This is a genomic window from Ruegeria sp. AL2, assembly GCF_056540845.1.
In genome coordinates this window covers 226,294-247,760 of the sequence record NZ_JBQFXM010000001.1, presented here as the reverse complement: position 1 = coordinate 247,760, position 21,467 = coordinate 226,294, and the positions used below count along the sequence as shown (strand labels likewise).

Sequence of the window (21,467 nt, the reverse complement as noted above, 5' to 3'; positions counted from 1 at the left end):
TGTTGTCTTCAGCAGCCTAGCGAGCGGTTCACCTCATTTAAACCCACTGTTTAGATGTATATTTTCTTGTCTTACTAACAACAGCATCACAGCGCTTTGCGGCGCAATGGCAGGTTGCTGTCCCGGCCCAACCAATACCGTAGACAAAGCGCAATGGCGGCGCTGCTCAACACCAGCCAGACGCCACCCCACAGCATCGCGGTGCCGCCGAATTCCTCGGCCAGCAGGAACGCGTCCGAGCGCGCACCGGATCGTCGGATGGTGTCATCAAAGATATCAAACGGCACGTAGATCATGCTGGTCAGCCCGATGACGCGCAGCACCAGATCACTGACCTAGTGGCTCATAAACCATGCTGTCGCAATCATTGCCGTCCCGCCCCCTGCGCAAAACAGCAAGGCGAAAGCATCGCGTATGTACAGCAGTGCGATCAGACACATGATTGCGCCGAAAACAGCCAGAACAGCTCGGTCAGCATTTGTCCGCAAGGCGATGATCAAAAGCGCAATGCCAAACACAAGCGAGCCGAGATACCCGGCGGACAGGCTGAGAAACCTGCTGCCGCCCCGGCCGATCACCATTCCGCCTTGCTGGGGTGAAATCGTGAAACTCTCGACCGAGCCGCCAGTCAGTAGGATTGTCCCGGCATGAGACAGCTCATGCAGAAAGACGACCAGAATTTTAAGCGGAACAACAACCGGCGTATTCGAGAGCGCAAAGACCAGACCGGTGATCAGGATAAGCTGCCAGTGCCCTTTCAGCAGGTCCAAAAAGGAACGCTGGCGTGTCACCTTAGCTGTCGCCCTGCGCCTCGGATCGGCTTTTGCCTGCCACGTTCAGGGCCAAGGTTGCCGCCATGAATCCGTCCAGATCGCCGTCCAGAACGCCTTTGGTATCCGAGGTTTCGTGATTGGTTCGCAGGTCCTTTACCATCTGATAGGGCTGCAACACGTAAGACCGGATCTGGTTGCCCCAGCCTGCGTCGCCCTTGGCCTCGTGCGCGGCGTTGATATCCGCGTTGCGGCGATCCAGTTCCTGCTGGTACAGACGCGACTTCAGGGCCTTCATGGCAATATCGCGGTTCTGGTGCTGCGACTTTTCCGAGCTGGTCACAACAATCCCGGTCGGGATGTGTGTAATCCGGACGGCCGAGTCGGTGGTGTTCACGTGCTGGCCACCAGCCCCCGAAGACCGGTAGGTGTCGATGCGGATATCGGCCGGGTTCACCTCGATCTCGATATTGTCGTCGACCACCGGATAGACCCAGACCGAGCTGAACGACGTGTGGCGCTTGGCCGCCGAGTCGTAGGGCGAAATCCGCACCAGCCGATGCACGCCGCTTTCCGATTTCAGCCAGCCATAGGCGTTGTGACCAGAAATCTTGTAGGCTGCGGATTTGATCCCAGCTTCTTCGCCCGGTGTCTCGGATTGCAGCTCGACTGTGTAACCCTTTTTCTCGGCCCAGCGCACATACATGCGCGCCAGCATCGACGCCCAGTCGCAGCTTTCGGTTCCCCCCGCGCCCGAGTTGATTTCGAGGAAGGTATCATTGCTGTCGGCCTCACCGTCCAGCAGCGCCTCAAGCTCTTTTTTTGCAGCCTTGGTTTTCAGCGTCTTGATCGCGGCTTCGGCATCCTGAACGACTTCTTGGTCTTCCTCCATCTCGCCCAACTCAATCAGTTCGATATTGTCGCTGAGATCGGTCTTGATGGATTCATACGTCTCGATTGCATCGACCAGCATCTGCCGCTCGCGCATCAGTTTCTGCGCGTTTTCAGGGTTATCCCAAAGGTTGGGGTCTTCGACGCGCGCGTTGAATTCCTCAAGGCGATGCGGCGCAGTTTCATAGTCCATACGCTGCGCCAGCAGCTCCAGCGACTTTTTGATATCCGCCACGATGTTCTGGGTTTCGGCGCGCATGGTCTTGTCCCAACTTGCTCAATCAGGCCTGCGTGATAGCAAGAGGTGCGAGACACCACAAGACAGGCTGGATGCTGAAACAGCTATCGTGCTTTCAATCCGAAAGATGCGCAATCGCCCGAATTTCCACCAGCGCCCCTTCCCGTCGCAATCCCGCAACTTCAACTGCGGTCCAGGCCGGGTACGGCGCGGTCAGTACCTCAAGGCGCACGCGATCAAACAGGTCGAAATGATCCCGCATTTCAACGTGGTATGTCGTCATCTCGACGACCGCATCCAATCCAAGGCCGGCTTCCTTCAAAACCTCTGCAATCTTTGCAAAGGCGTTTCGGAATTGTTCTTCCGGATCGCTTGGCATGGAGCCGTCCGCCGCGTTTCCGGTCATGCCGGTTAGAAACACGTGCTGGCCCGAGAGGACGCCCGGAGAAATGCTCAACTGTCCGGGTGCCCCCAGCAAAGAGTGCGGAATCAGCGGGATCTTAGCCAATTGGAACGCACCTTGTCAGTAAAGCCCGCCGGTGCTCAGGTCCCCTTGGGAAGCTTTCGGTCCAACGGTCACGGTCTCGCCCGTTGACGTCTGAACCTGAACCCCCGCGCGCTGCACTTCTTCAAACAATGGCAGATCCGATCCGATGGCAAAACCACCATCATAGACACGGTCGATGAATCCATCGACACCGTCGCGGAAGAATTCAGCCACGACATACTCACCGGTGGCATCATCTGGCAGGCGGGCCCCGCTGAAACGGTCGATCTTGATGAAATGGCCGCCTTCGGGCACTTCAAACGGACCGCCGCCATATTTCTCGACCGCTTTTTCCATGAAGCTCTGGAAGACCGGGCCGCACAACGTGCCACCATAGGCCCCACGTCCCATCGGACGCGGTCGATCATAGCCGATGTAGCAACCCGCCACGATGTTCGACGTAAAGCCGATGAACCACGCATCCTTGGAGTCGTTGGTGGTTCCGGTTTTGCCTGCTGTTGGCACCGGCAGATTCACTACGCCGGATGCTGTCCCGCGATCCACCACGCCCTTCATCATCGATGTCAGCTGATAGGCGGTGATCGCATCCATGACCTGCGCGCGATCCGTGACAAGGGTCGGCGATTCATCTGGTTCCAGCCAGGTCGAGTTACAGTCCAGACACTGACGGTCATCGTGGCGATAGATGGTTTTTCCGAACCGGTCCTGAATGCGGTCGACTAGAGTCGGTTCCACACGTTGGCCGCCATTGGCGAACATCGCATAGGCCGCGACCATCTTGTAAAGCGTGGTTTCCTCGGCCCCCAGCGAGTTGGCCAAAAACGCGCCCATCCGGTCATAGACACCGAACCGTTCCGCATAGCCGGCAACAACGGGCATTGTAACTTCCTGCGCCAGACGGATGGTCATCAGGTTCCGCGACTGTTCGATCCCTGTTCGCAAAGGTGTAGGGCCGTAGAACTTGTTGGAGGAGTTCTTGGGGCGCCACAGACCCTGCGGCGTGTTCACTTCGATTGGCGCATCGACAACGATGGTCGCGGGGCTGTATCCGCTGTCCAGCGCGGCAGCATAGACAAACGGCTTGAACGACGATCCCGGCTGGCGTTGTGCCTGTGTGGCCCGGTTGAACACGGTATCCTGATACGAGAACCCGCCCTGCATCGCCAGAACACGACCCGAGTTCACATCCATCGCGACAAAGCCGCCTTGTACCTCGGGCACCTGGCGCGCCGACCATTGCCCATCTTCACCCGCAACGACAAAAATGACATCACCACGCTTGAAGTTGGCCGCAAAATCACCCTGCATCCACTTGATGTCCGCGCGCGGGATAATCCCATCGGCAGGACCTTCTTCGACACCAACGGTCAGTTGCTGGTCGGTCACGCCCAGAACCACGGCGGGATACCAACGGGTTGGCAGAATAACGTCGCGCGGAATTTCCATGGTCGCCAGCGCCTCGCGCCATTGCGCCTCATCCGCCAGTTTTTCTTCCGGGATCACGTCACCTGTTCCGCGCCATTTGCCACGGGACCGGTCGTATTTCTCGAGCGCCTCGCGCAAGGCCCGTGCGGCCTCAACCTGCATTTCCTCGTCCACCGATGCACGCACGGTGAAGCCCCCGGTAAAGAACTCGCCCTCACCAAAATCTTCGCTCAGCTGGCGGCGGATTTCGTCGGTGAAATAGTCGCGGGGCGGCAGGGCCGTACGGAAGCTTTCAAAATCTCCATTCTGGACCGAGCGCAGAGGCAGCTCGACCTCGGCCTCATAGGTCGCCTGATCAATGTAACCGTTCTGCCGCATCTCACGTAACACGTAGTTGCGCCGGGCCAGAAGGCGTTCTTTTTCCCAAACGGGGTGGTAATCTGACGGCGCTTTGGGCATGGCAGCCAGCATGGCGGCCTCATGCGGGGCCAGTTCCTGCAGAGTCTTGTTGAAATAGGTCTGCGCGGCGGCAGTCACACCGTACGAGTTCTGGCCCAGAAAGATCTCGTTCATATAAAGTTCGAGGATCTGTTCCTTGTCCAATGTATCCTCAAGCCGTGTCGCAAGAATGATTTCCTTGATCTTACGCTCGGCCCGGCGGTCACCGGACAGCAGAAAGTTCTTCATGACCTGCTGCGTGATGGTTGATGCGCCGCGTACGGTTTCGCCCTTGGTCCGCACTGCCTCGACCCCGGCGGCAATGATGCCGCGCGGGTCATAGCCCTGATGGTTGTAGAAATTCTTGTCTTCTGCCGAAATAAACGCCTGCTTCACCAGATCCGGGATTTCCTCGGATGGCGTAAACAGGCGGCGTTCCTGCGCGAATTCATCAATCAGCTTGCCTTCACCCGAATAGATCCGGCTGATCGTGGGTGGTTTGTACTGTGCCAGTGACTCGTGGCTGGGCAGGTCGCGCCCATACATCCAGAACACCGCGCCGATCACCAGCGCGGCCATGAAAATACCCAATGTCACGAGGCTGAAAATCGCCCCGAAAATCGAAAGAATGAACCGGATCACGTTACTGCCTTTTTTTCGCGGTGCCGCATATATAGTGATGCGCCGCCCAAGGGTCAAAACACCGAGCGTATTCTAGCCGTTTTACGCCGCAAGGTCACTGACCAATAAGGGATTTGCGGATCACATCCTGCTGGCGCCAATCCTCAAGCCCCCGATGAATTCCCAGCGCCATTCTTGCCCGCCAATCAGGATCTTTGAGGTTCTTCAGGTCTCTGGGACTGGACAGAAATCCAAGCTCGACCAGAACCGACGGGATGTCCGCCGCCTTGAGTACTGAAAAAGATGCGGTACGCAAGGGTTTGCCGTTCATCGGCCCGCCTTGTTGTGCCAGGCCGTTTGCGATGGCCTTGGCCAGCGCGCTTGTGCGTGGCATCGTTTCCTGACGGGCCATGTCCAGCAGAACATCGGTGACCTGATCATCCGCCCCGTTCAGATCGATACCGGAAATCAAATCCCCGCGGTCGTGCCGTTCCGCCAGCTTCGCACTGGCCACATCCGAGGCATCGTTAGACAGGGTATAAACCACCGCGCCATGCGCCCGCCCCTCGGACAGGGAATCGGCATGAAGCGAGATGAACAGGTCCGCACCGGCCCGGTGCGCCAGCGCAATTCGACGCTCCAGCGAGACGAACTGATCGTCGACCCGCGTCAGAACCACCTCGTATCCGCCTGATCTTAGAAGAACTTCGCGCAGCTCACGCGCGAAAGTCAGCATAAGGGTCTTTTCATCAATCGCGTCAGTCTCGGCCCCCGGATCAATGCCTCCGTGGCCCGGATCCAGCATGACACGCAAGGGTTTGTCGGCACTGCGCACCGCGGCTTGCGGCACATTCGCCGGTTCCGGCAGGTCCCAGCCCGGGTTTCGCGGCGCGCCCGCCGAGGCGTTGAAGGCATCGAAATCCGTCCCCTTAAGGTCGAGCGAAAGCAAAGCGGCCCCCGAATCCTCTGCCACCGACAATTCTGCCGTCGCCACTGCCATCGGAGCACCCAACTCCAGCACCAGTCGTGACCATCCCGGAACATACGCACCGAACTGCACAGCGCTAATGCGATCAGATTGCAGAAAATCTTCGCGGGTCAGCCCGGCCCAGTCCACTTCGTTGAAGTCCAGAACCATACGGTAGGGATCCTGCAAGGTGAAAATCCTGTAGGGAACGCCCTGACTGAGGGCGATGTCCACCCGAACACCGGTACGCCCGACATCCGTAATACGGCTCTGGTCAGGCTGGACACGCGCCAACGCGCTGAAATCCTGCGCAATGGCACCACCAGCCAACGCCCAGAACAGCGCAATGCTAAAGAAGATCCTGCTCATGGCCTCAAGTTTTCCCGAGATCGTTTGTCGGGCACCCTATACCACAAGCGGCGGTTTGTGAACGGTTCAGGCCCTTTCCCTGACAGCACCGCGCCGGGTCATAAACTGACGCAAACGCTCAAGCCCTTCCTGAATGTCATCCGTCGCGCGCGCATAGGAAAAACGCAATGCGGTATGGCCGCGCTGCGGGTCGAAATCCAGCCCTGGCGTCACGGCCACACCGGCCAGTTCCAGAATCTCGGCCGCAAATGTGCGGCTGTCGTCGGTCAGGTCGGATACATCTGCATAAACATAAAACGCCCCGTCGGGCGGCGCTATGTTCGAAAACCCGGCCTTGGGCAGCCCGTCCAGCATCAGCGCGCGATTGCGGCGGTACACATCCAGATTGGCTTGCAATTCGTCGTCGCAATCCATCGCAGCCAGCGCTGCGACCTGGCTGGCATGAGGGGCGCAGATGAACATGTTCTGAGCAATCCGTTCGACCACGCGCACCTGATCCTCGGGCACCACCATCCAGCCTACGCGCCATCCGGTCATCGAAAAGTATTTCGAGAACGAGTTGATCACATAGCATTCATCAGTCAGCTCCAGCGCCGTCACGGCTTTGGCTTCGTATTCCAGCCCGTGGTAAATCTCATCACTGATGAACGACGCGCCTTGCCCGTGCGCCGCCTGGATCAGGGCGCTCATGGCGGCACGGTCCAGCATCGTACCGGTCGGATTTGCGGGCGAGGCCACCATCAGCCCTTTCAGGTCCATCCCCTGAATATCCGCCGCCACGGGCTGCAACCTGTTTTCCGGCGCGGTCGGCAGGTCGACCGGGACCAGCCCTAGCGCCTTCAGGATCTGGCGATAGGACGGATAGCCGGGCGCCCCGATACCGACACGGTCACCGCTGTCGAACAATGCGGTAAAGGTCAGCAGGAATCCGCCGGACGAGCCAGGTGTGATCACCACCCGCTCTGGGTTCAGATCGACATTGTACCAATCCCCGTAAAGCCGGGCGATCCGCTGCCTCAGGGCGGGCAGACCCAGGGCAACCGTATAGCCCAGCGGGCCTTGCTCCATCGCCGCGGCCAAAGCCTCGGTCGCGCCCTTTGGCGCGCCGGTTCCGGGTTGGCCGACTTCCATGTGGATCACGTGGCGACCCGCCTCTTCGGCCTTGCGTGCCGCCTCCATCACATCCATCACGATGAAGGGATCGACCCCGGACCGGGTTGAGTTTCTCATGCCCATCTCCCATGTTGCAGTCATGGCTTTTGAGCGCGTATCCCGGTTGGCGTCAATCCCGGCCCTGATGGTTGCCGTTGTCGTCTGGCTGGCGGCAGCGATGCAATCGCACGCGCAGAGCCTGATCCGCGACCCTGATATCGAACATGGCCTGCGTGAACTGGCCTTTCCGGTGTTGCGGGCTGCGGGGCTGAACACGAACCGGGTTCAGATTCTGGTCGTAAACGACAACACGTTCAACGCATTCGTCATCGACTACAACGCGATTTATGTGAACTACGGGCTGATTCTGACCGTCGAAAGCCCTGAGATGTTGCAGGCTGTCATCGCCCACGAGGCCGCCCATATCTCGAATGGTCATCTGGCGCGACGGGCTGAGAACCTGAAAGCCGCGCAGCGCAACGCCAGCCTCGGCACGGCTTTGGCCCTGCTGGCTGCAGCGGCGGGTGGGGGCGAGGCCGCCATCGGGATCGCTGCTGGCACCCAAGGCGCGGCAATCCGCGGTTTTCTGGGTCACACCCGCGCGGAAGAGGCATCCGCCGACCGCAGCGCCGCAAGTTACCTGCGATGGGCCGAAATCTCGCCCAGCGGGATGGTGGAGTTGCACCGAAAGTTCGCCGGTCAGGAACTGCTGAGTGTCGCCAATCAGGACCCCTATATGCGATCACACCCGACAAGCCGTGACCGTCTGCGCGCCGCTGAGGCTTTCCTGGATGAGTTTGGCGACCGAGCCGTTCCAAACCCCAATGCGGATTACTGGTTTGCGCGGGTTAAAGGCAAGCTGTCGGCCTTTCTGCGGTCGCCCAGTTGGACCTTGCGGCGCGCCGGCGAAGAACCCTACCGCGACATCCGCCTGATGCGAGAGGCTTCGGCCTATCATCAGAATCGCGATCTGTCCCGCGCTCGTGCCGCGATAGACTCGGCGCTTGCCGAGCGTCCTGATGACCCGTTCTATTACGACCTGAAAGGGCAAATCCTGTTGGAAAACAGAAGGGTAAGCGAGGCTGTTAAAGCCTATGCAAGCGCTGTTGAAATGGCACCTAACAATGCGTTGATCCTTGCGGGCTATGGGCGCGCACTGTTGGCGCAAGGGGAAACAAAACAGGCATTGAATGCACTGGAACAGGCGCGTGCGCGCGACTTTCGTAATGCACGCCTGATGCAGGACCTGGGTGTGGCTTACGCGCAGGTCGGAAATAACGGCATGGCTTCGACCGTGACGGCAGAGCGCTATGCCCTGCAGGGTCGGATGGAGGATGCCGGAATTCACGCGAAACGGGCCGTGGCGCAATTGCCGGAAGGCTCTCCGGGTTGGCAAAGGGCACAAGACGTGTTGATTGCCTCAGAACGACTCAAGAAAGATAAAAGGAAACGGAAATGATCCTCAGACATGCTGCACCTGCCCTTCTGGGGCTTTCCATGGCGGCGACCTCAGCGCAGGCGCTGGACCTGAACGCGATGAATGATGCCGAAAAGGCAGAGTTTGGCGCTCAGGTACGCGAATACCTGCTGGAAAACCCCGAAGTCATTATCGAGGCAATCAATATCCTCGAACAGCGAAACGCAGTGGCCGAAGCGGCCGCAGACAAGGAACTGGTTGCCGCCAATGCGGCCGAACTGTTCGACGATGGCTTTAGCTGGGTTGGGGGCAACCCGGATGGCGATATCACACTGGTCGAGTTTATGGACTACCGCTGCGGCTATTGCCGTCGCGCTGTACCCGAAGTGGCAAACCTGTTGGCCAGTGATGGCAATATCCGGTTTGTGATCAAAGAACTGCCAATTCTGGGCGACGCCTCTGTTTTGTCCTCGCGCTTTGCTGTGGCCACCAAGCACGTCGCTGGTGGTGACGCCTATAAACAGGTTCACGATGCGCTGATGGAATTCAATGGCGAACCGTCCGAGGTCACCCTGCGCCGCATCTCTGACGGGCTGGGCCTGGACAGCGATGCGATCATAGCCGCGATGGACAGCGACACCGTCACGGATGAGATCAGCCGCACCCGCGCCCTGGCGCAACGGATGCAGATTTCGGGCACGCCCTCATTCGTGCTGGGAACCGAGTTGCTGCGCGGCTATCTCCCCGCTGATCAGATGCAGCAGATTGCAGATGGCGTTCGCGCGGAACAGGGTTGATAGGTCTTGGGGCGGCACAGCTGCCCCCAGACAAAAAAGACGGACTGATCGCTGATCTCAGCCGTCTGCCGGTTCCACGGCCCGTTGATAGAGATGCCACGTGGTATGGCCAAGGATCGGCAAGGTGAAAATCAAGCCCATAAACGCCGGAACCATCGACAACAACATTGTCACCGAGATGATCGCTGCCCAGCCGAGCATGACCACAGGGCTTTCCGAGACGACGCGTAAAGACGTCAACATGGCTGAAACGAAATTTGTTTCCCGGTCCAGAAGCATGGGCATGGCGACGACAGTGACCGAAAACAGGACGGCCGACAGAAATGCCCCGACACAGGTGCCGATTGCAAGGAAAGTCCAACCCTGCGGAGTGAACAAGATGATGTTCAAGAATCCGTCAAAATCCGAAAAGGATGAATTCTGCAGGATGATCGCAAGCCAAAGCCGGACCTGGTAAACCCAAACCCAGAAAATGAACAGTGTGACAAAGGCCATCCAGCCCATTTCGCGCTTGCGTTGATCGGCCATGACTGTGAGGATTTCATACCAGCCAAATTTCTCTCCCTTCTGTAACCGCCGGGACATCTCATAAAGTCCTGCAGCGGCGAAAGGCGCGACCAGAGGAAACCCGACAATCGCTGGGATGATCATCCAGATCTTGCCAAGCCAGACCAAGCTCCAGACCATCAGGATGCCGAAAGCCGCATAGAAAAGCCCGAAGAAACCGCTCATGAAGGGGCGCGCCAGAAAATCGGAAAACCCAGCTTTCAGCGACGCCTTTATATCATCCGAAGTAACCCGATTGACCTTGGGCATGGCCTGCTGGTGTGGCGTCAGGTTCTCAGGTGGCGTAGGGCCTGCGGTCTTGGATGTCATGACACACTCCTCCCAAAGCATGGGTCCGCGCTGTTCTGTTTAACGACGGAACCAGCGACGAAACAGGCATCGTTCGGTCACGAAACAAGTTTGCAACAGCTCAGGCATCAGGGCAAGGGATGAGTAAGGTCGCTATGTCTGCCTTACCGACACAGCCGACCCCACACTACTCCGCCGCTTCCGCAGCCGCGTCCAGTTCCGCGGCTTTCTTTTCGACCTGCTCCACGATGTGGTCGATCATCTGATCGTTGGACATCTTATGGCTGGCCTTGCCCGCCAGATAGACCATCCCGGACCCTGCCCCGCCACCGGTAAACCCGACATCGGTCATCAGCGCCTCGCCCGGTCCGTTGACCACGCAGCCGATGATTGACAGGCTCATCGGTGTCTTGATGTGTTCCAGACGACGTTCCAGCGCCTCGACGGTCTTGATAACGTCAAACCCCTGCCGCGCGCAGGACGGGCATGAGATGATGTTGACGCCACGGTGGCGCAGACCAAGGGATTTGAGGATTTCAAAGCCGACCTTCACCTCTTCCACCGGATCGGCAGACAGGCTGACGCGGATCGTGTCGCCGATCCCCATCCACAGCAGGTTGCCCAACCCGATGGCGGATTTGATGGTGCCGGACACCAGTCCGCCCGCCTCGGTGATACCCAGATGGATGGGCGCATCAGTGGCTTCGGCTATGCCCTGATACGCGGCGGCGGACAGGAATACGTCGCTGGCCTTCACACTGATCTTGAACTCGTGAAAATCATTGTCCTGAAGGATGCGGATATGTTCCAACCCGCTTTCGACCATCGCCTCGGGGCACGGTTCGCCATATTTCTCAAGCAGGTGCTTTTCCAGGCTGCCTGCATTTACGCCGATGCGGATCGAGCAATTGTGGTCGCGCGCGGCCTGAATGACTTCTTTCACCCGACTTTCATCGCCGATGTTGCCGGGATTGATACGCAGACAGGCAGCGCCCGCCTCGGCCGCTTCGATTCCACGGCGATAGTGAAAATGGATGTCCGCAACGATAGGCACCGGGCTTTCGCGCACGATTTCTTTCAATGCCTTAGCCGACGCCTCATCTGGGACTGAAACGCGCACGATATCCGCGCCAGCCTCGGCTGCGGCCTGAACTTGCGCCACCGTTGCCGCCACATCGGTGGTCAGGGTGTTGGTCATGGTCTGAACGGCGATCGGGGCATCCCCCCCGACGGGAACGTTACCGACCATGATTTGACGGGATTTACGACGATATATGTCGCGCCAGGGGCGCACGTGATTAAGGGACATAAGGACGGATCCGCGTCTGCCTGAGTTGCGACTGTAGATAGTCCGGCAAAGGGGTTACCGCAATGGCTAGATCACTCGGCGGGCGCTTCTGTCGCCTCGGTTTGCAGTTCAGCCACCAATTGCTTGAGAGCGCTGTTCTGTTCCGCCTCAAGATCGGCAACGGCATAAACTTCAGACACCGCGTCTTTCGAAAGGATCACCCCTTTGGCAACCGTGCCGGGTGCCCCTGCCGGGCCATAGTGCTCGCCGTTCATTGAGAAATAAACCGATCCCGACGCCCCTGCCCGCAACAGCGGTGGTTCTTCCGTTAGCGGAATCTCAAAGACACTGCCTTGCTCGACCGTTCCAAGGGTCCCTTCGAAAATAACACTGCCATCCGCCGCCGTCACCCGCATCCAAGAAGGATCGACAGCAACGATTTTCAGCATGGTATCAATCTGTTCCACGACCTGCGGCAAGGATGGTCGTTCAACCGTGTGCACTTCGGCGACTTCGAACTGCGGCAGGCTTGGCGGGCGGAAGGTTCCGACATCGCGTGGATCAAGGGTCGAAATTGGCGCATCGCGGGCAACCAGAACCGGAACATCCAAGGCCTGCGGACGATAGAGGCGGTCCAGTGCCTCGGTGTTCGCCGCAGCAACCGCATCATCGACAACGCCACCGCGCACGGCATCCAGCGGATCAAGGTCGGAAAGCACCACAGGCGCTTGTTCAACCGGGCTGACCTGTACCTGCTGGATCTTGTTCAGAACCGCCCACCCGCCATAGCCGATGCCACCAATAACCGCCAAAAGCACCAGCGACGATCCGATGGCGCGCGGTTCAATCTGACTGACCAGAGATTCCTTGCCCGGAATGTACGGCGTATTGGGCGAGATGAAGGGATCGCGCCCCATTGGCCCACGCGCCGGAAGCGCGCCGGTCGGCTTTCGCACCACCGAAGCCTCGGCCGACATGCCATGCGCGACCGAAAAACCGCTTTCCGCGCAGAAAGTCGAGAAGGTTTCATCCGGGTTCATCCCCAGATAACGCGCGTAAGAACGCACATACCCGGCGATAAAGCCGGGCGTGTCAAAGGCATCAGGATCTGCGTTTTCGATGGCAGCAATGTAGTTGGCTTTGATCCTCAGCTCGCGCTGAACATCCAACAGGGATTTGCCCATGGTTGCGCGTTCGCCGCGCATCTTGTCACCAAGGCGTACCTCGTAGTCGTCAAACCCTTTCGGTCTGACATCTACATCCTCATCAGATTCGCGCTGTGATCTGCGCCCAATCATTCCTGCTGCCCCATTCTGCCTGTCGCGTGTTTCGCGTTAGCGGCGAATCATCCCCAAAACGATTCGTCCGCCGATTTTGTTAGCGTAAGCTTAACACGCGGCAAATACGTTGCACACTTTGGCGTGAGGTTAACCGGCAAGTTCGGCGCGATTTAGCGCACAATGTGACCAAAGTTCGTCCATCGCCTGTACCAGACGGTTCATTTCGTCAGGCCCATGCACCGGAGAAGGGGTAAAGCGCAGACGCTCGGTTCCGCGCGGAACGGTCGGGAAATTGATCGGTTGCACATAAATGCCGTAATCATCCAACAGCATATCGCTGAGCTTCTTGGTATGGACCGGGTTTCCGACGATCACGGGCACGATATGGCTACCGTGGTCGATCAGCGGTAGCCCCATCCCCTTCAACCGCAGCTTGAGGATTTTGGCCTGCGTCTGATGCTGCTCGCGCAGTTCGGGTGCGGTTTTCAGGTAGGCAACAGATGCAGCAGCCCCGGCCGCAACCGCAGGTGGCAGGGACGTGGTAAAGATAAAGCCCGGCGCATATGACCGCACGGCGTCGCACATCTTGGCGCTGGCCGCGATATAGCCGCCCATCACGCCATAGGCTTTTGCCAGCGTGCCATTGATGATGTCGATCCGGTGGGCAAGGTTATCGCGCTCGGTCACACCGCCGCCGCGCGGGCCATACATGCCTACCGCGTGCACTTCGTCGATATAAGTCAGTGCGCCGAATTCATCTGCCAGATCGCAGATCTCTTCGATCGGACCAAAATCGCCGTCCATAGAATAAACCGACTCAAATACGATCAGTTTGGGTGCGACCGGATCGTCCGCCTCAAGCAGTTCGCGCAGATGCGGCACATCGTTGTGCCGGAAGATGCGCTTGGCCCCGCCATTCCGGCGCACGCCTTCGATCATCGAGGCATGGTTCAGCGCGTCAGAGTAGATGATCAGGCCCGGGAACAGTTTGGGCAGCGTGCTGAGCGTTGCGTCATTAGCGATATAGGCGCTGGTAAAAAGCAGCGCAGCTTCCTTGCCGTGAAGATCGGCCAGTTCAGCCTCAAGCCTTTTATGATAAACCGTGGTGCCCGAGATATTGCGCGTACCGCCTGAACCTGCACCGGCTGCATCAACAGCTTCGTGCATTGCATTCAGAACGACCGGGTTTTGCCCCATGCCCAGATAATCGTTGCCGCACCATACGGTGATGTTCTGCTGTGACCCTTCCGGACGTGTGCGCACCGCATGGGGAAAATGCCCATTGCGACGTTCGATATCGATGAAGGTCCGGTAACGACCTTCATCATGCAGCCTGGCAATCGCTGAATCGAGCTGAGCAGTATAGTCCAAAGGACCCTCCTTGAACGCCCGTATCCGGTTTCCCATTGGGCGATATTTTCGCCACCTCCCACAGCTTACCCTGTTTCGGTGGCTTTGTGTTCCCTTATTCAGCTGGTTACAGCCGAAAAGGTGAACCCAACTTTGATTTGCATCAAATATAAGTTTGCACCCCATCAGACAAGTAAAGTTACGGCCATCGAACGCGTGGAAACGACGCAGGTCTCGCCTCCCTACCCAAAGCTTACGCTGCCGGGCCGCAATTCGTGTCAACAACTCTGGACGGCGCCGACAACGCTGCTAGGGTTCGCGGGAACAAAAAACAGGCAGGAGCCCCCCATGTCGCTAGACGCCGTGTTGAACCGGATTGACGAAGATCTGCAAACCTCGATCGACCGCCTGATGGAACTGCTGCGCATCCCGTCGATCTCGACCGACCCCGCATACAAGGCCGAGGTCAGCCGCGCCGCGGACTGGCTGGTCGCCGATCTGAACAGCATCGGGATTGCGGCAGAGAAACGGGAAACACCGGGCCACCCGATGGTTGTTGGCCACGTGGGTGAGGACGCGACTGCGCCGCATTTCCTGTTTTATGGCCACTACGATGTGCAGCCGGTCGATCCGTTGAACCTGTGGAACCGGGATCCGTTCGATCCCGCCATTGAGGACACCGAAACCGGACCGGTCATCCGCGGTCGCGGAGCGTCAGACGACAAAGGCCAGCTGATGACTTTTGTCGAAGCCTGCCGCGCCTGGAAGGCCGTACACGGGTCCTTGCCCTGCCGCATCACTTTCTTTTTCGAGGGCGAAGAAGAATCAGGCTCGCCTTCACTGGTTCCTTTCCTCAAGGAAAATGCCGCCGAACTCAAAGCGGATCTGGCGCTGGTCTGCGATACATCCATGGTGTCACGCGGCGTTCCGTCGATTGCGGCGCAGTTGAGGGGCATGCTGAAGGACGAGTTTACCATTGTGGGGCCGCGCATCGATCTGCATTCCGGCCACTATGGCGGCCCGGGCCTGAACCCGCTGCGCGAACTGTCGAAAATCGTGACCTCTTTTTATGACGACGAAACCGGGCGGATCGCTGTCGACGGGTTCTACGAAGGCGTGCATGAAGTACCCGAAGACCAGTTGCGCCAATGGCAGAATTGCGGCTTCGACGAAGCGGATTATCTGAATTCGGTCGGCTACACCCAGCCGCATGGCGAAAAGGGTTACTCCACCTTGGAACAACAATGGGCACGACCAACGCTCGAAGTGAACGGGCTGTGGGGTGGTTATAACGGTGCAGGCTCCAAAACCGTTATTCCGTCCAAGGCCCATTGCAAAATCACCTGCCGTCTTGTTGGTGACATGGACCCGGACGCGCTGCGCGCCAAAATTCGCAAACATGTCGAGGATCAGCTATCCCCGGACGCCAAAGTGGTCTGGGATAACGATATGGAAGGGTCTCCCGCTTCGGTCATGAATATCACCCGCCCCGAATTCGAAGCCGCGCGCGGTGCATTGTCGGATGAATGGGACCGCGAGGCAGTGTTCACTGGAATGGGGGGATCAATCCCTGTTGTCGGCTATTTCAACACCGTTCTGGGGCTCGACTCGATGCTGGTTGGCTATGCAAACGAAGATGATGCCATCCATTCGCCGAACGAGAAATATGACGTGAAAAGCTTCCACAAGGGCATCCGGTCATGGGCGCGCATTCTGGATGCTTTGAACAAATAGGTCTTATGCGAGGCTCTGCCTCGCGCTCCGGGACATTTGCAGCCAGATGAATAAAGGATCCCTGCTTCATCTGGCCTAAAATATCCCGGGGGAGGCGCGCGGCACGCGCGGCGGGGGCAGAGCCCCCAACCCTGACGGGGAACTACGCCGATCTTACATATGGATCACGCGACCATAGGCATCCAGCACACTTTCGTGCATCATCTCTGACAGTGTCGGGTGCGGGAAGACGGTGTTCATCAGGTCTTCTTCCGTTGTCTCCAGCTGGCGACCGACCACGTAACCCTGAATCAGTTCGGTAACTTCGGCACCGATCATGTGGGCGCCCAGCAACTCGCCTGTTTTCGCATCAAACACGGTTTTGATCAGCCCGTCCGGCTCACCCAAGGCTATGGCCTTGCCATTGCCGATAAAGGGAAAGCGGCCGACTTTGATGTCGTAACCCAGCTCTTTGGCCTTTGCTTCGGTATATCCAACTGAGGCAACCTGAGGCTGGCAATAGGTGCATCCCGCGATGCTTTCGGGTTTGACCGGGTGCGCATGTTGACCCGCAATGAGGTCCGCGACCATGACACCCTCGTGGCTTGCTTTATGTGCAAGCCAGGGCGCGCCTGCGATGTCACCGATCGCATAAAGGCCCTCAACGCCGGTGCGGCAATACTCGTCCGTAACCACATGTGTCCGGTCGATCTTGACGCCCAGAGCTTCCAGACCAAGGTTTTCGATATTGCCAACGATCCCGACAGCCGAGATCACTGTGTCGAACTCTTGTTTCTCGACCTTGCCCTTTACCTCGATATGCGCGGTCACTTTCCCCTTGCCACGGTCCAGCTGCTTGACCATGGCTTTTTCCATGATGGTCATGCCCTGTTTGGTGAACGCCTTCTTGGCCAATGCGCTGATTTCGGCGTCTTCGACCGGCAACACCCGGTCCATCACCTCGACAACTGTGGTGTCTGCGCCCAGCGTATTGTAGAAGCTGGCAAACTCGATGCCGATCGCACCAGACCCGATGACGAGCAGTTTTTTCGGCATCCGCGGCGGTTGCAGCGCGTGCTTGTACGTCCAGACCAGATCGCCGTCAGCTTCAAGGCCCGGCAGTTCCCGTGCCCGTGCCCCGGTTGCGAGAATGATGTTCTTGGCGGTCAGTTCCTCGGTGCCTTTGTCGGTCTTGACGCTGACCTTGCCCTTTGCAGGGATCGTGGCCTGACCCATCACGACGGCAACCTTGTTCTTCTTCAACAGATGGCCAATGCCTCCTGACAGCTGCGCGGCCACGCCACGGGATCGTTTGACCACCGCCTCCAGATCATATCCGATCTTTTCGGCTTTCAGACCGAAATCCTTGGCGCGCTCCATCAGATGGAACACTTCGGACGACCGCAACAGCGCCTTGGTCGGAATACAGCCCCAGTTCAGGCAGATCCCCCCCAAATGCTCGCGCTCGACCACTGCGGTTTTCAGGCCCAGCTGGGCTGCGCGGATTGCAGCGACATAGCCGCCGGGGCCAGCCCCGATTACGATCAGATCATAGGATTGTGCAGCCATGTGTTCCTCTCGGCGCAGGAGTTGAAAATTTAGTTTACCATTAAACTATTATTCGGAACGCATCAACACACCGTTCCCGCGACAAATAGGACGCAGGGTAAGCGATGCCTGAACTTGCGGATTTCAGCCTATACCCCGGGCCATGCAATGGCTAGAAAAGAAACGCCGACACCGGTCGGACCTATTCTTTTCTCAACCCATTCAAGGGGCTGACCATGGCCAAAACTCTGAAAGATCTGCTGCTTGCCCTGCTCAATGCCACATTGATACTTGTTGCGCTGTGCCTGTTTCTGGGCTGGAAACTGGCGTCCAAAGCCGAAAACATCACTGCTGAAGTCTCGCAAACGGTTCAGGCCTTGGCCCCCATCCGGGATGAGGCGAAGGGCATTCGGGACGAGCTTGCGGCGTTGCGGACTGATTTGGCGGCGCTTGCACAGCAAGACACGTTTGCAGACAGCCAAGCCGCGCAAAACCTCCGGGCAACGCTGGGGCGCCTGAATGCAGCAGAACAGAAGCTGCAAACGGTTCAGGAGCGGATTTCGGAACTGGCTGACACGCCAGAAATGCTGATTGCGCAGGCGATCCAAACCGGCGCCGATATCGCAGCGGAACGCGTTTTGGCATTGCGGGGATGCACACCTGAGTCATAAAGCGCAGCCGTGACCAAAGAGCGGTTGCGGCTTCGCGTTCAGCCCGTAGCTTGTAGTTCGCGCACGGTCGTGCCGTACCCGCCCATATCGACATAGGCAGTTTCATGCGGAGTCGAGCTGCGGGACAGCGCCGCGTTCCGATACGGGAAACGACCGAACTTGCGGATCACCTCGCGATGCGCTCTGGCGTGCAGCAGGTTGCTTGCGTCGCTGCTCATGTTTTGGCAGATCAGACGCACACAGCGTTCCTGATCGCACAGGTTTTCCGAGTGCATCATCGGCAGGTAAAAGAACTGTCTGGCTGGTTCGTCGATCTTCTTGTCCCAGCCTTTGTCGACTGCGCATTTCGCCGCCGCCAATGCCGCACGATCGGTCGAGAAGGCACGCGCCTCACCTCGGAACATGTTACGCGGGAACTGATCTGTCAGGATGATATAGGCCAGCGCCCCGCTGGGATAAGTCAGCCAGAGCGAAAACCGACCCGCTGCCGCTGCTTCCCAAGTTGACTGAAACCGCGCCCGAATGTCTGCGTCCAGCGCCTCATTTTCAATATACCAGCCCTTAGGGCCAACTTCATCTAACCAAAAACTCAATACTTCTTCAGGCGTTACCATTGCCTCAAACTCCGTCAATTGCCCGCGCCCCAGACGTAACGTCATTTAAGTCCCTTTTACAGAACTGTTACAGTAACATATTGCAACACAACCGACATAATTTCGTGTCTCAAGCGGTTTCGCGCGCACCTTCTTCGAACTCTGCTTCTGCCGCCTCAATGGCAACTTCCTGTGCAACCTCGAATGCAACGGGCGATGCAGTGGGATAAAGCGTCGACATGGTGCCGGTTTCATCAACAGGAACTGCTGCACGCTGGGTCATCCGGTAAACCGAATAGGCGGCCAATGCGACAAGCAACACGGCAATGATCAGGAAAAAGCCCGGCGGGCCAAAGACTGCGTCACCCATCAGCCAGCCTGTGATAACGGGTCCGGTAATTGCCCCAAGGCCGTTGATGAAGATCAGACCACCGGATGCCGCGGCCATATCCTCGTATTCCAGAAAATCGTTGGTGTGCGCAATCAGCAATGAATACAAAGGGTTGGTCATTCCGCCGATCACAAAAGCAGACGCCAGGAGGATTTCGAAGGAAAAGCCATAAAGCATACCACTGACGGCGCCAACTGCCCCGGTTGCCGCGACCAACAGGATCAGGAAACGCCTGTCCATCCGGTCGGAAAACCAGCCCAGCGGGTATTGCAGGACAATTGCCCCAACATAGAACGCCGCCACAAATGCCGAGATCTCAACCAAGGACAGACCGGCCTGGGCCCCGTAAACCGCAGACATCCCGAATTGCGCCGAGAACACGCCGCCTAGCAGGAACATGCCGACACACCCCAGCGGAGAGCTTTTCATCAATTCCCGCAACGTCATCGGCTTGGTAGTATCGAATGCAGGCGTTGGCGAAATTGACAGCAAAATCGGTGCGAAAGATACCGAAACAAGGATCGAGGCGATCACGAATGTTTCGTATCCGGCAGGGTCGCCCAACAGGAAAAGGCCCTGCGCGCCGATGATACCCAACATCTGAACGATCATGTAAAGCGACAGGGCCTGACCGCGGTTTTCATTATTGGCTGCGTTGTTGAGCCAGCTTTCCGCAGTGACGTAAACGCCCGAAAAACAGAACCCGATCACTACGCGTCCCAGAACCCAGGCGATCGGGTCTGCCAGCATCGGGTACATGATCATCACGGCAGAAATGAAAGACGCCAGCGCCGCAAAGACCCGCACATGACCAACACGCCGGATCATCTCGGGCGCAAGCCGTGAACCACCCAGAAAACCAACAAAATATGCTGACATTACAAAAGACATCTCAAGGGTCGAAAACCCCTCGAGTTGTCCGCGAACACCCAGGATCGTGCCCTGAAGGCCGTTTCCGACCATCAGCAACCCCATGCCGAGCAACAATGCCCATGCGCTGGACAGAACCTGAATCATTTGGGCCTCCGATAGGTGCCAAGCTGGTTTGAGTTTTGTTCTGCGATCAAAGACCGCTTCCATCGCGCTTGTCTACGACATTCCCTGTCGGTGATGCCGTATGCGCGCCTATCCGGGGATCAAAAGCGACGCATCGCCATAAGAAAAGAAACGGTATTTCTGCGCGATGGCATGGGCGTAAACCTCGCGCATCCGGTCCTGACCCATCAACGCCGAAACCAGCATCAACAACGTGGATTTCGGCAGATGAAAATTTGTCATCAGCGCATCGGTCACGTGAAACCGGAAACCGGGATAGATGAAGATATCGGTGTCACCTTCCCACGGTTCGATCGTGCCCGAACGCGCAGCACTTTCGATCAGGCGCAAGGCGGTGGTGCCCACCGGGATGACACGCCCGCCCGCAGCTTTTGTCGCCTGTATCTCGGCAACAGCCTCGGCGCTGACCTGCCCCCATTCGGCGTGCATCTTGTGGGTTGTCACATCCTCGACCTTGACCGGCAGGAAGGTTCCGGCGCCAACATGCAGGGTCACATGTGTGACGGCGACACCCCGTTTCGACAAAGCCTGCATCAGGGCATCGTCAAAATGCAACGAGGCGGTCGGGGCTGCCACCGCACCGGACCTGCGGGCCCAGATGGTCTGATAATCCGTCTTGTCCTGCTCGTCCGCCGGACGTTTGGCGGCGATATAGGGCGGCAGCGGCATCGCACCGGCCTGATCCAGCGCCTTGTCGAAATCCTGACCACTGAGATTGAAGCGCAAGTAGGCCTGCCCGTCTTCCACCCGATCCAGCGTCGCGCTCAGATCGGCCGAAAACACGATCTCTTCCCCCGGCTTCACTTTCTTCAATGGCTTGATCAGCGCAGACCAGGTGCCATCGGCCTGCGGGTCCAGCAGAGTGGCCTCGACCCCGGCGGAAACCGGGCCTTGCGCGCTGTCTCTGTGGCGCCGCCCGTTCAGGCGCGCCGGGATAACGCGCGTGTCGTTCAGCACCAGCCGGTCGCCCGGCCGCAGGAAATCGGGCAGGTCGAACACGTGGCTGTCCACTGTGGCACCCCCCCGCACCACAAGAAGGCGCGCAGAGGATCGCGGGCTGGCAGGCCGCGTGGCAATCAGGTCGTCGGGCAGGTCGAAATCAAAATCGCTGAGCTTCATGACCGCGCCT

General features: G+C 58.3%; 17 protein-coding genes and 1 pseudogene. 4 read left to right on the top strand and 14 right to left on the bottom strand.

What is annotated here, in order from left to right; translation table 11 throughout:
• Positions 1-86: 86 nt before the first annotated feature.
• The 6 genes and pseudogenes from ACR0ID_RS01230 to ACR0ID_RS01205 all read right to left on the bottom strand — a co-directional run bounded on the left by ACR0ID_RS01230 (position 87) and on the right by ACR0ID_RS01205 (position 7,457).
• Positions 87-791 (bottom strand): annotated as a pseudogene (locus ACR0ID_RS01230) (M50 family metallopeptidase).
• 1 nt (position 792) lies between these two features.
• The gene (gene prfB / locus ACR0ID_RS01225; protein WP_480517404.1) at positions 793-1,920 is read right to left on the bottom strand and encodes a peptide chain release factor 2; all 1,128 of its coding nucleotides are present in this window, start codon (positions 1,918-1,920) and stop codon (positions 793-795) included.
• Between the two features lie 94 nt (positions 1,921-2,014).
• The gene (locus ACR0ID_RS01220; protein ID WP_480603294.1) at positions 2,015-2,407 is read right to left on the bottom strand and encodes a RidA family protein; all 393 of its coding nucleotides are present in this window, start codon (positions 2,405-2,407) and stop codon (positions 2,015-2,017) included.
• A 15-nt stretch (positions 2,408-2,422) separates the two neighbouring features.
• The gene (locus ACR0ID_RS01215; protein WP_480603292.1) at positions 2,423-4,912 is read right to left on the bottom strand and encodes a penicillin-binding protein 1A; all 2,490 of its coding nucleotides are present in this window, start codon (positions 4,910-4,912) and stop codon (positions 2,423-2,425) included.
• 94 nt (positions 4,913-5,006) lie between these two features.
• Entirely contained in the window at positions 5,007-6,227 is a 1,221-nt protein-coding gene (locus ACR0ID_RS01210) for an N-acetylmuramoyl-L-alanine amidase (protein ID WP_480517408.1), read from the bottom strand.
• A gap of 66 nt (positions 6,228-6,293) precedes the next feature.
• The gene (locus ACR0ID_RS01205) at positions 6,294-7,457 is read right to left on the bottom strand and encodes a pyridoxal phosphate-dependent aminotransferase (RefSeq protein WP_480603290.1); all 1,164 of its coding nucleotides are present in this window, start codon (positions 7,455-7,457) and stop codon (positions 6,294-6,296) included.
• Between ACR0ID_RS01205 and ACR0ID_RS01200 the strand changes: the two genes are divergently transcribed.
• The gene (locus ACR0ID_RS01200) at positions 7,456-8,838 is read left to right on the top strand and encodes a M48 family metalloprotease (RefSeq protein ID WP_480553758.1); all 1,383 of its coding nucleotides are present in this window, start codon (positions 7,456-7,458) and stop codon (positions 8,836-8,838) included. The two genes, ACR0ID_RS01205 and ACR0ID_RS01200, sit on opposite strands and share 2 nt — an antisense overlap.
• Entirely contained in the window at positions 8,835-9,593 is a 759-nt protein-coding gene (locus ACR0ID_RS01195; RefSeq protein WP_480517414.1) for a DsbA family protein, read from the top strand. Before ACR0ID_RS01200 ends, ACR0ID_RS01195 begins: the two co-directional genes overlap by 4 nt.
• Positions 9,594-9,650: 57 nt before the next feature.
• Here ACR0ID_RS01195 and ACR0ID_RS01190 read toward each other — a convergent pair whose 3' ends face one another.
• The 4 genes from ACR0ID_RS01190 to hemA form a co-directional block, all read right to left on the bottom strand.
• On the bottom strand, positions 9,651-10,469 hold the full coding sequence (locus ACR0ID_RS01190) for a DUF2189 domain-containing protein (RefSeq protein ID WP_480603288.1): 819 nt from the start codon (positions 10,467-10,469) through the stop codon (positions 9,651-9,653).
• A 166-nt stretch (positions 10,470-10,635) separates the two neighbouring features.
• Positions 10,636-11,757, bottom strand: coding sequence for a flavodoxin-dependent (E)-4-hydroxy-3-methylbut-2-enyl-diphosphate synthase (gene ispG / locus ACR0ID_RS01185; RefSeq protein ID WP_480473338.1), 1,122 nt, complete (start codon positions 11,755-11,757; stop codon positions 10,636-10,638).
• Between the two features lie 71 nt (positions 11,758-11,828).
• A complete protein-coding gene (locus ACR0ID_RS01180) occupies positions 11,829-13,034 on the bottom strand; it encodes a helix-turn-helix domain-containing protein (RefSeq protein WP_480603286.1) in 1,206 nt (401 codons plus the stop codon).
• 129 nt (positions 13,035-13,163) lie between these two features.
• Positions 13,164-14,387 carry a 5-aminolevulinate synthase gene (hemA, locus tag ACR0ID_RS01175; RefSeq protein WP_480603284.1) on the bottom strand — a complete coding sequence of 408 codons (1,224 nt, stop codon included), beginning with the start codon at positions 14,385-14,387 and terminating at the stop codon, positions 13,164-13,166.
• A 327-nt stretch (positions 14,388-14,714) separates the two neighbouring features.
• Here hemA and ACR0ID_RS01170 point away from each other — a divergent pair, with 327 nt between their 5' ends.
• Complete coding sequence (locus ACR0ID_RS01170) at positions 14,715-16,100, top strand: M20/M25/M40 family metallo-hydrolase (protein WP_480473343.1); 1,386 nt, start codon at positions 14,715-14,717, stop codon at positions 16,098-16,100.
• A 153-nt stretch (positions 16,101-16,253) separates the two neighbouring features.
• Here the strand turns inward: ACR0ID_RS01170 and lpdA are convergent, their stop codons facing one another.
• Positions 16,254-17,648 carry a dihydrolipoyl dehydrogenase gene (lpdA, locus tag ACR0ID_RS01165; RefSeq protein ID WP_480603282.1) on the bottom strand — a complete coding sequence of 465 codons (1,395 nt, stop codon included), beginning with the start codon at positions 17,646-17,648 and terminating at the stop codon, positions 16,254-16,256.
• Positions 17,649-17,863: 215 nt separating this feature from the next.
• Between lpdA and ACR0ID_RS01160 the strand changes: the two genes are divergently transcribed.
• Positions 17,864-18,298 carry a hypothetical protein gene (locus ACR0ID_RS01160; RefSeq protein WP_480603281.1) on the top strand — a complete coding sequence of 145 codons (435 nt, stop codon included), beginning with the start codon at positions 17,864-17,866 and terminating at the stop codon, positions 18,296-18,298.
• Between the two features lie 38 nt (positions 18,299-18,336).
• On the opposite strand, the gene ACR0ID_RS01155 is transcribed toward ACR0ID_RS01160, so the two are convergent.
• The 3 genes from ACR0ID_RS01155 to queA all read right to left on the bottom strand — a co-directional run bounded on the left by ACR0ID_RS01155 (position 18,337) and on the right by queA (position 21,457).
• Positions 18,337-18,912, bottom strand: a complete 576-nt coding sequence (locus tag ACR0ID_RS01155; RefSeq protein WP_480476775.1) for a DUF924 family protein — start codon at positions 18,910-18,912, stop codon at positions 18,337-18,339.
• Between the two features lie 109 nt (positions 18,913-19,021).
• On the bottom strand, positions 19,022-20,299 hold the full coding sequence (locus ACR0ID_RS01150) for an MFS transporter (protein WP_480485322.1): 1,278 nt from the start codon (positions 20,297-20,299) through the stop codon (positions 19,022-19,024).
• A 108-nt stretch (positions 20,300-20,407) separates the two neighbouring features.
• Entirely contained in the window at positions 20,408-21,457 is a 1,050-nt protein-coding gene (queA, locus tag ACR0ID_RS01145; RefSeq protein WP_480603279.1) for a tRNA preQ1(34) S-adenosylmethionine ribosyltransferase-isomerase QueA, read from the bottom strand.
• Positions 21,458-21,467 lie beyond the last annotated feature (10 nt).

Bases quoted from the DNA above. Each gene is read 5' to 3' on its own strand.
- lpdA (WP_480603282.1), bottom strand. From the start codon at position 17,648: ATGGCTGCACAATCCTATGATCTGATCGTAATCGGGGCTGGCCCCGGC.
- ACR0ID_RS01150 (WP_480485322.1), bottom strand. From the start codon at position 20,299: ATGATTCAGGTTCTGTCCAGCGCATGGGCATTGTTGCTCGGCATGGGG.
- queA (WP_480603279.1), bottom strand. From the start codon at position 21,457: ATGAAGCTCAGCGATTTTGATTTCGACCTGCCCGACGACCTGATTGCC.
- ACR0ID_RS01160 (WP_480603281.1), top strand. From the start codon at position 17,864: ATGGCCAAAACTCTGAAAGATCTGCTGCTTGCCCTGCTCAATGCCACA.
- ACR0ID_RS01200 (WP_480553758.1), top strand. From the start codon at position 7,456: ATGCCCATCTCCCATGTTGCAGTCATGGCTTTTGAGCGCGTATCCCGG.
- ACR0ID_RS01210 (WP_480517408.1), bottom strand. From the start codon at position 6,227: ATGAGCAGGATCTTCTTTAGCATTGCGCTGTTCTGGGCGTTGGCTGGT.
- ACR0ID_RS01180 (WP_480603286.1), bottom strand. From the start codon at position 13,034: ATGATTGGGCGCAGATCACAGCGCGAATCTGATGAGGATGTAGATGTC.
- prfB (WP_480517404.1), bottom strand. From the start codon at position 1,920: ATGCGCGCCGAAACCCAGAACATCGTGGCGGATATCAAAAAGTCGCTG.
- ACR0ID_RS01205 (WP_480603290.1), bottom strand. From the start codon at position 7,457: ATGAGAAACTCAACCCGGTCCGGGGTCGATCCCTTCATCGTGATGGAT.
- ACR0ID_RS01195 (WP_480517414.1), top strand. From the start codon at position 8,835: ATGATCCTCAGACATGCTGCACCTGCCCTTCTGGGGCTTTCCATGGCG.
- ispG (WP_480473338.1), bottom strand. From the start codon at position 11,757: ATGTCCCTTAATCACGTGCGCCCCTGGCGCGACATATATCGTCGTAAA.
- ACR0ID_RS01190 (WP_480603288.1), bottom strand. From the start codon at position 10,469: ATGACATCCAAGACCGCAGGCCCTACGCCACCTGAGAACCTGACGCCA.
- ACR0ID_RS01155 (WP_480476775.1), bottom strand. From the start codon at position 18,912: ATGGTAACGCCTGAAGAAGTATTGAGTTTTTGGTTAGATGAAGTTGGC.
- ACR0ID_RS01170 (WP_480473343.1), top strand. From the start codon at position 14,715: ATGTCGCTAGACGCCGTGTTGAACCGGATTGACGAAGATCTGCAAACC.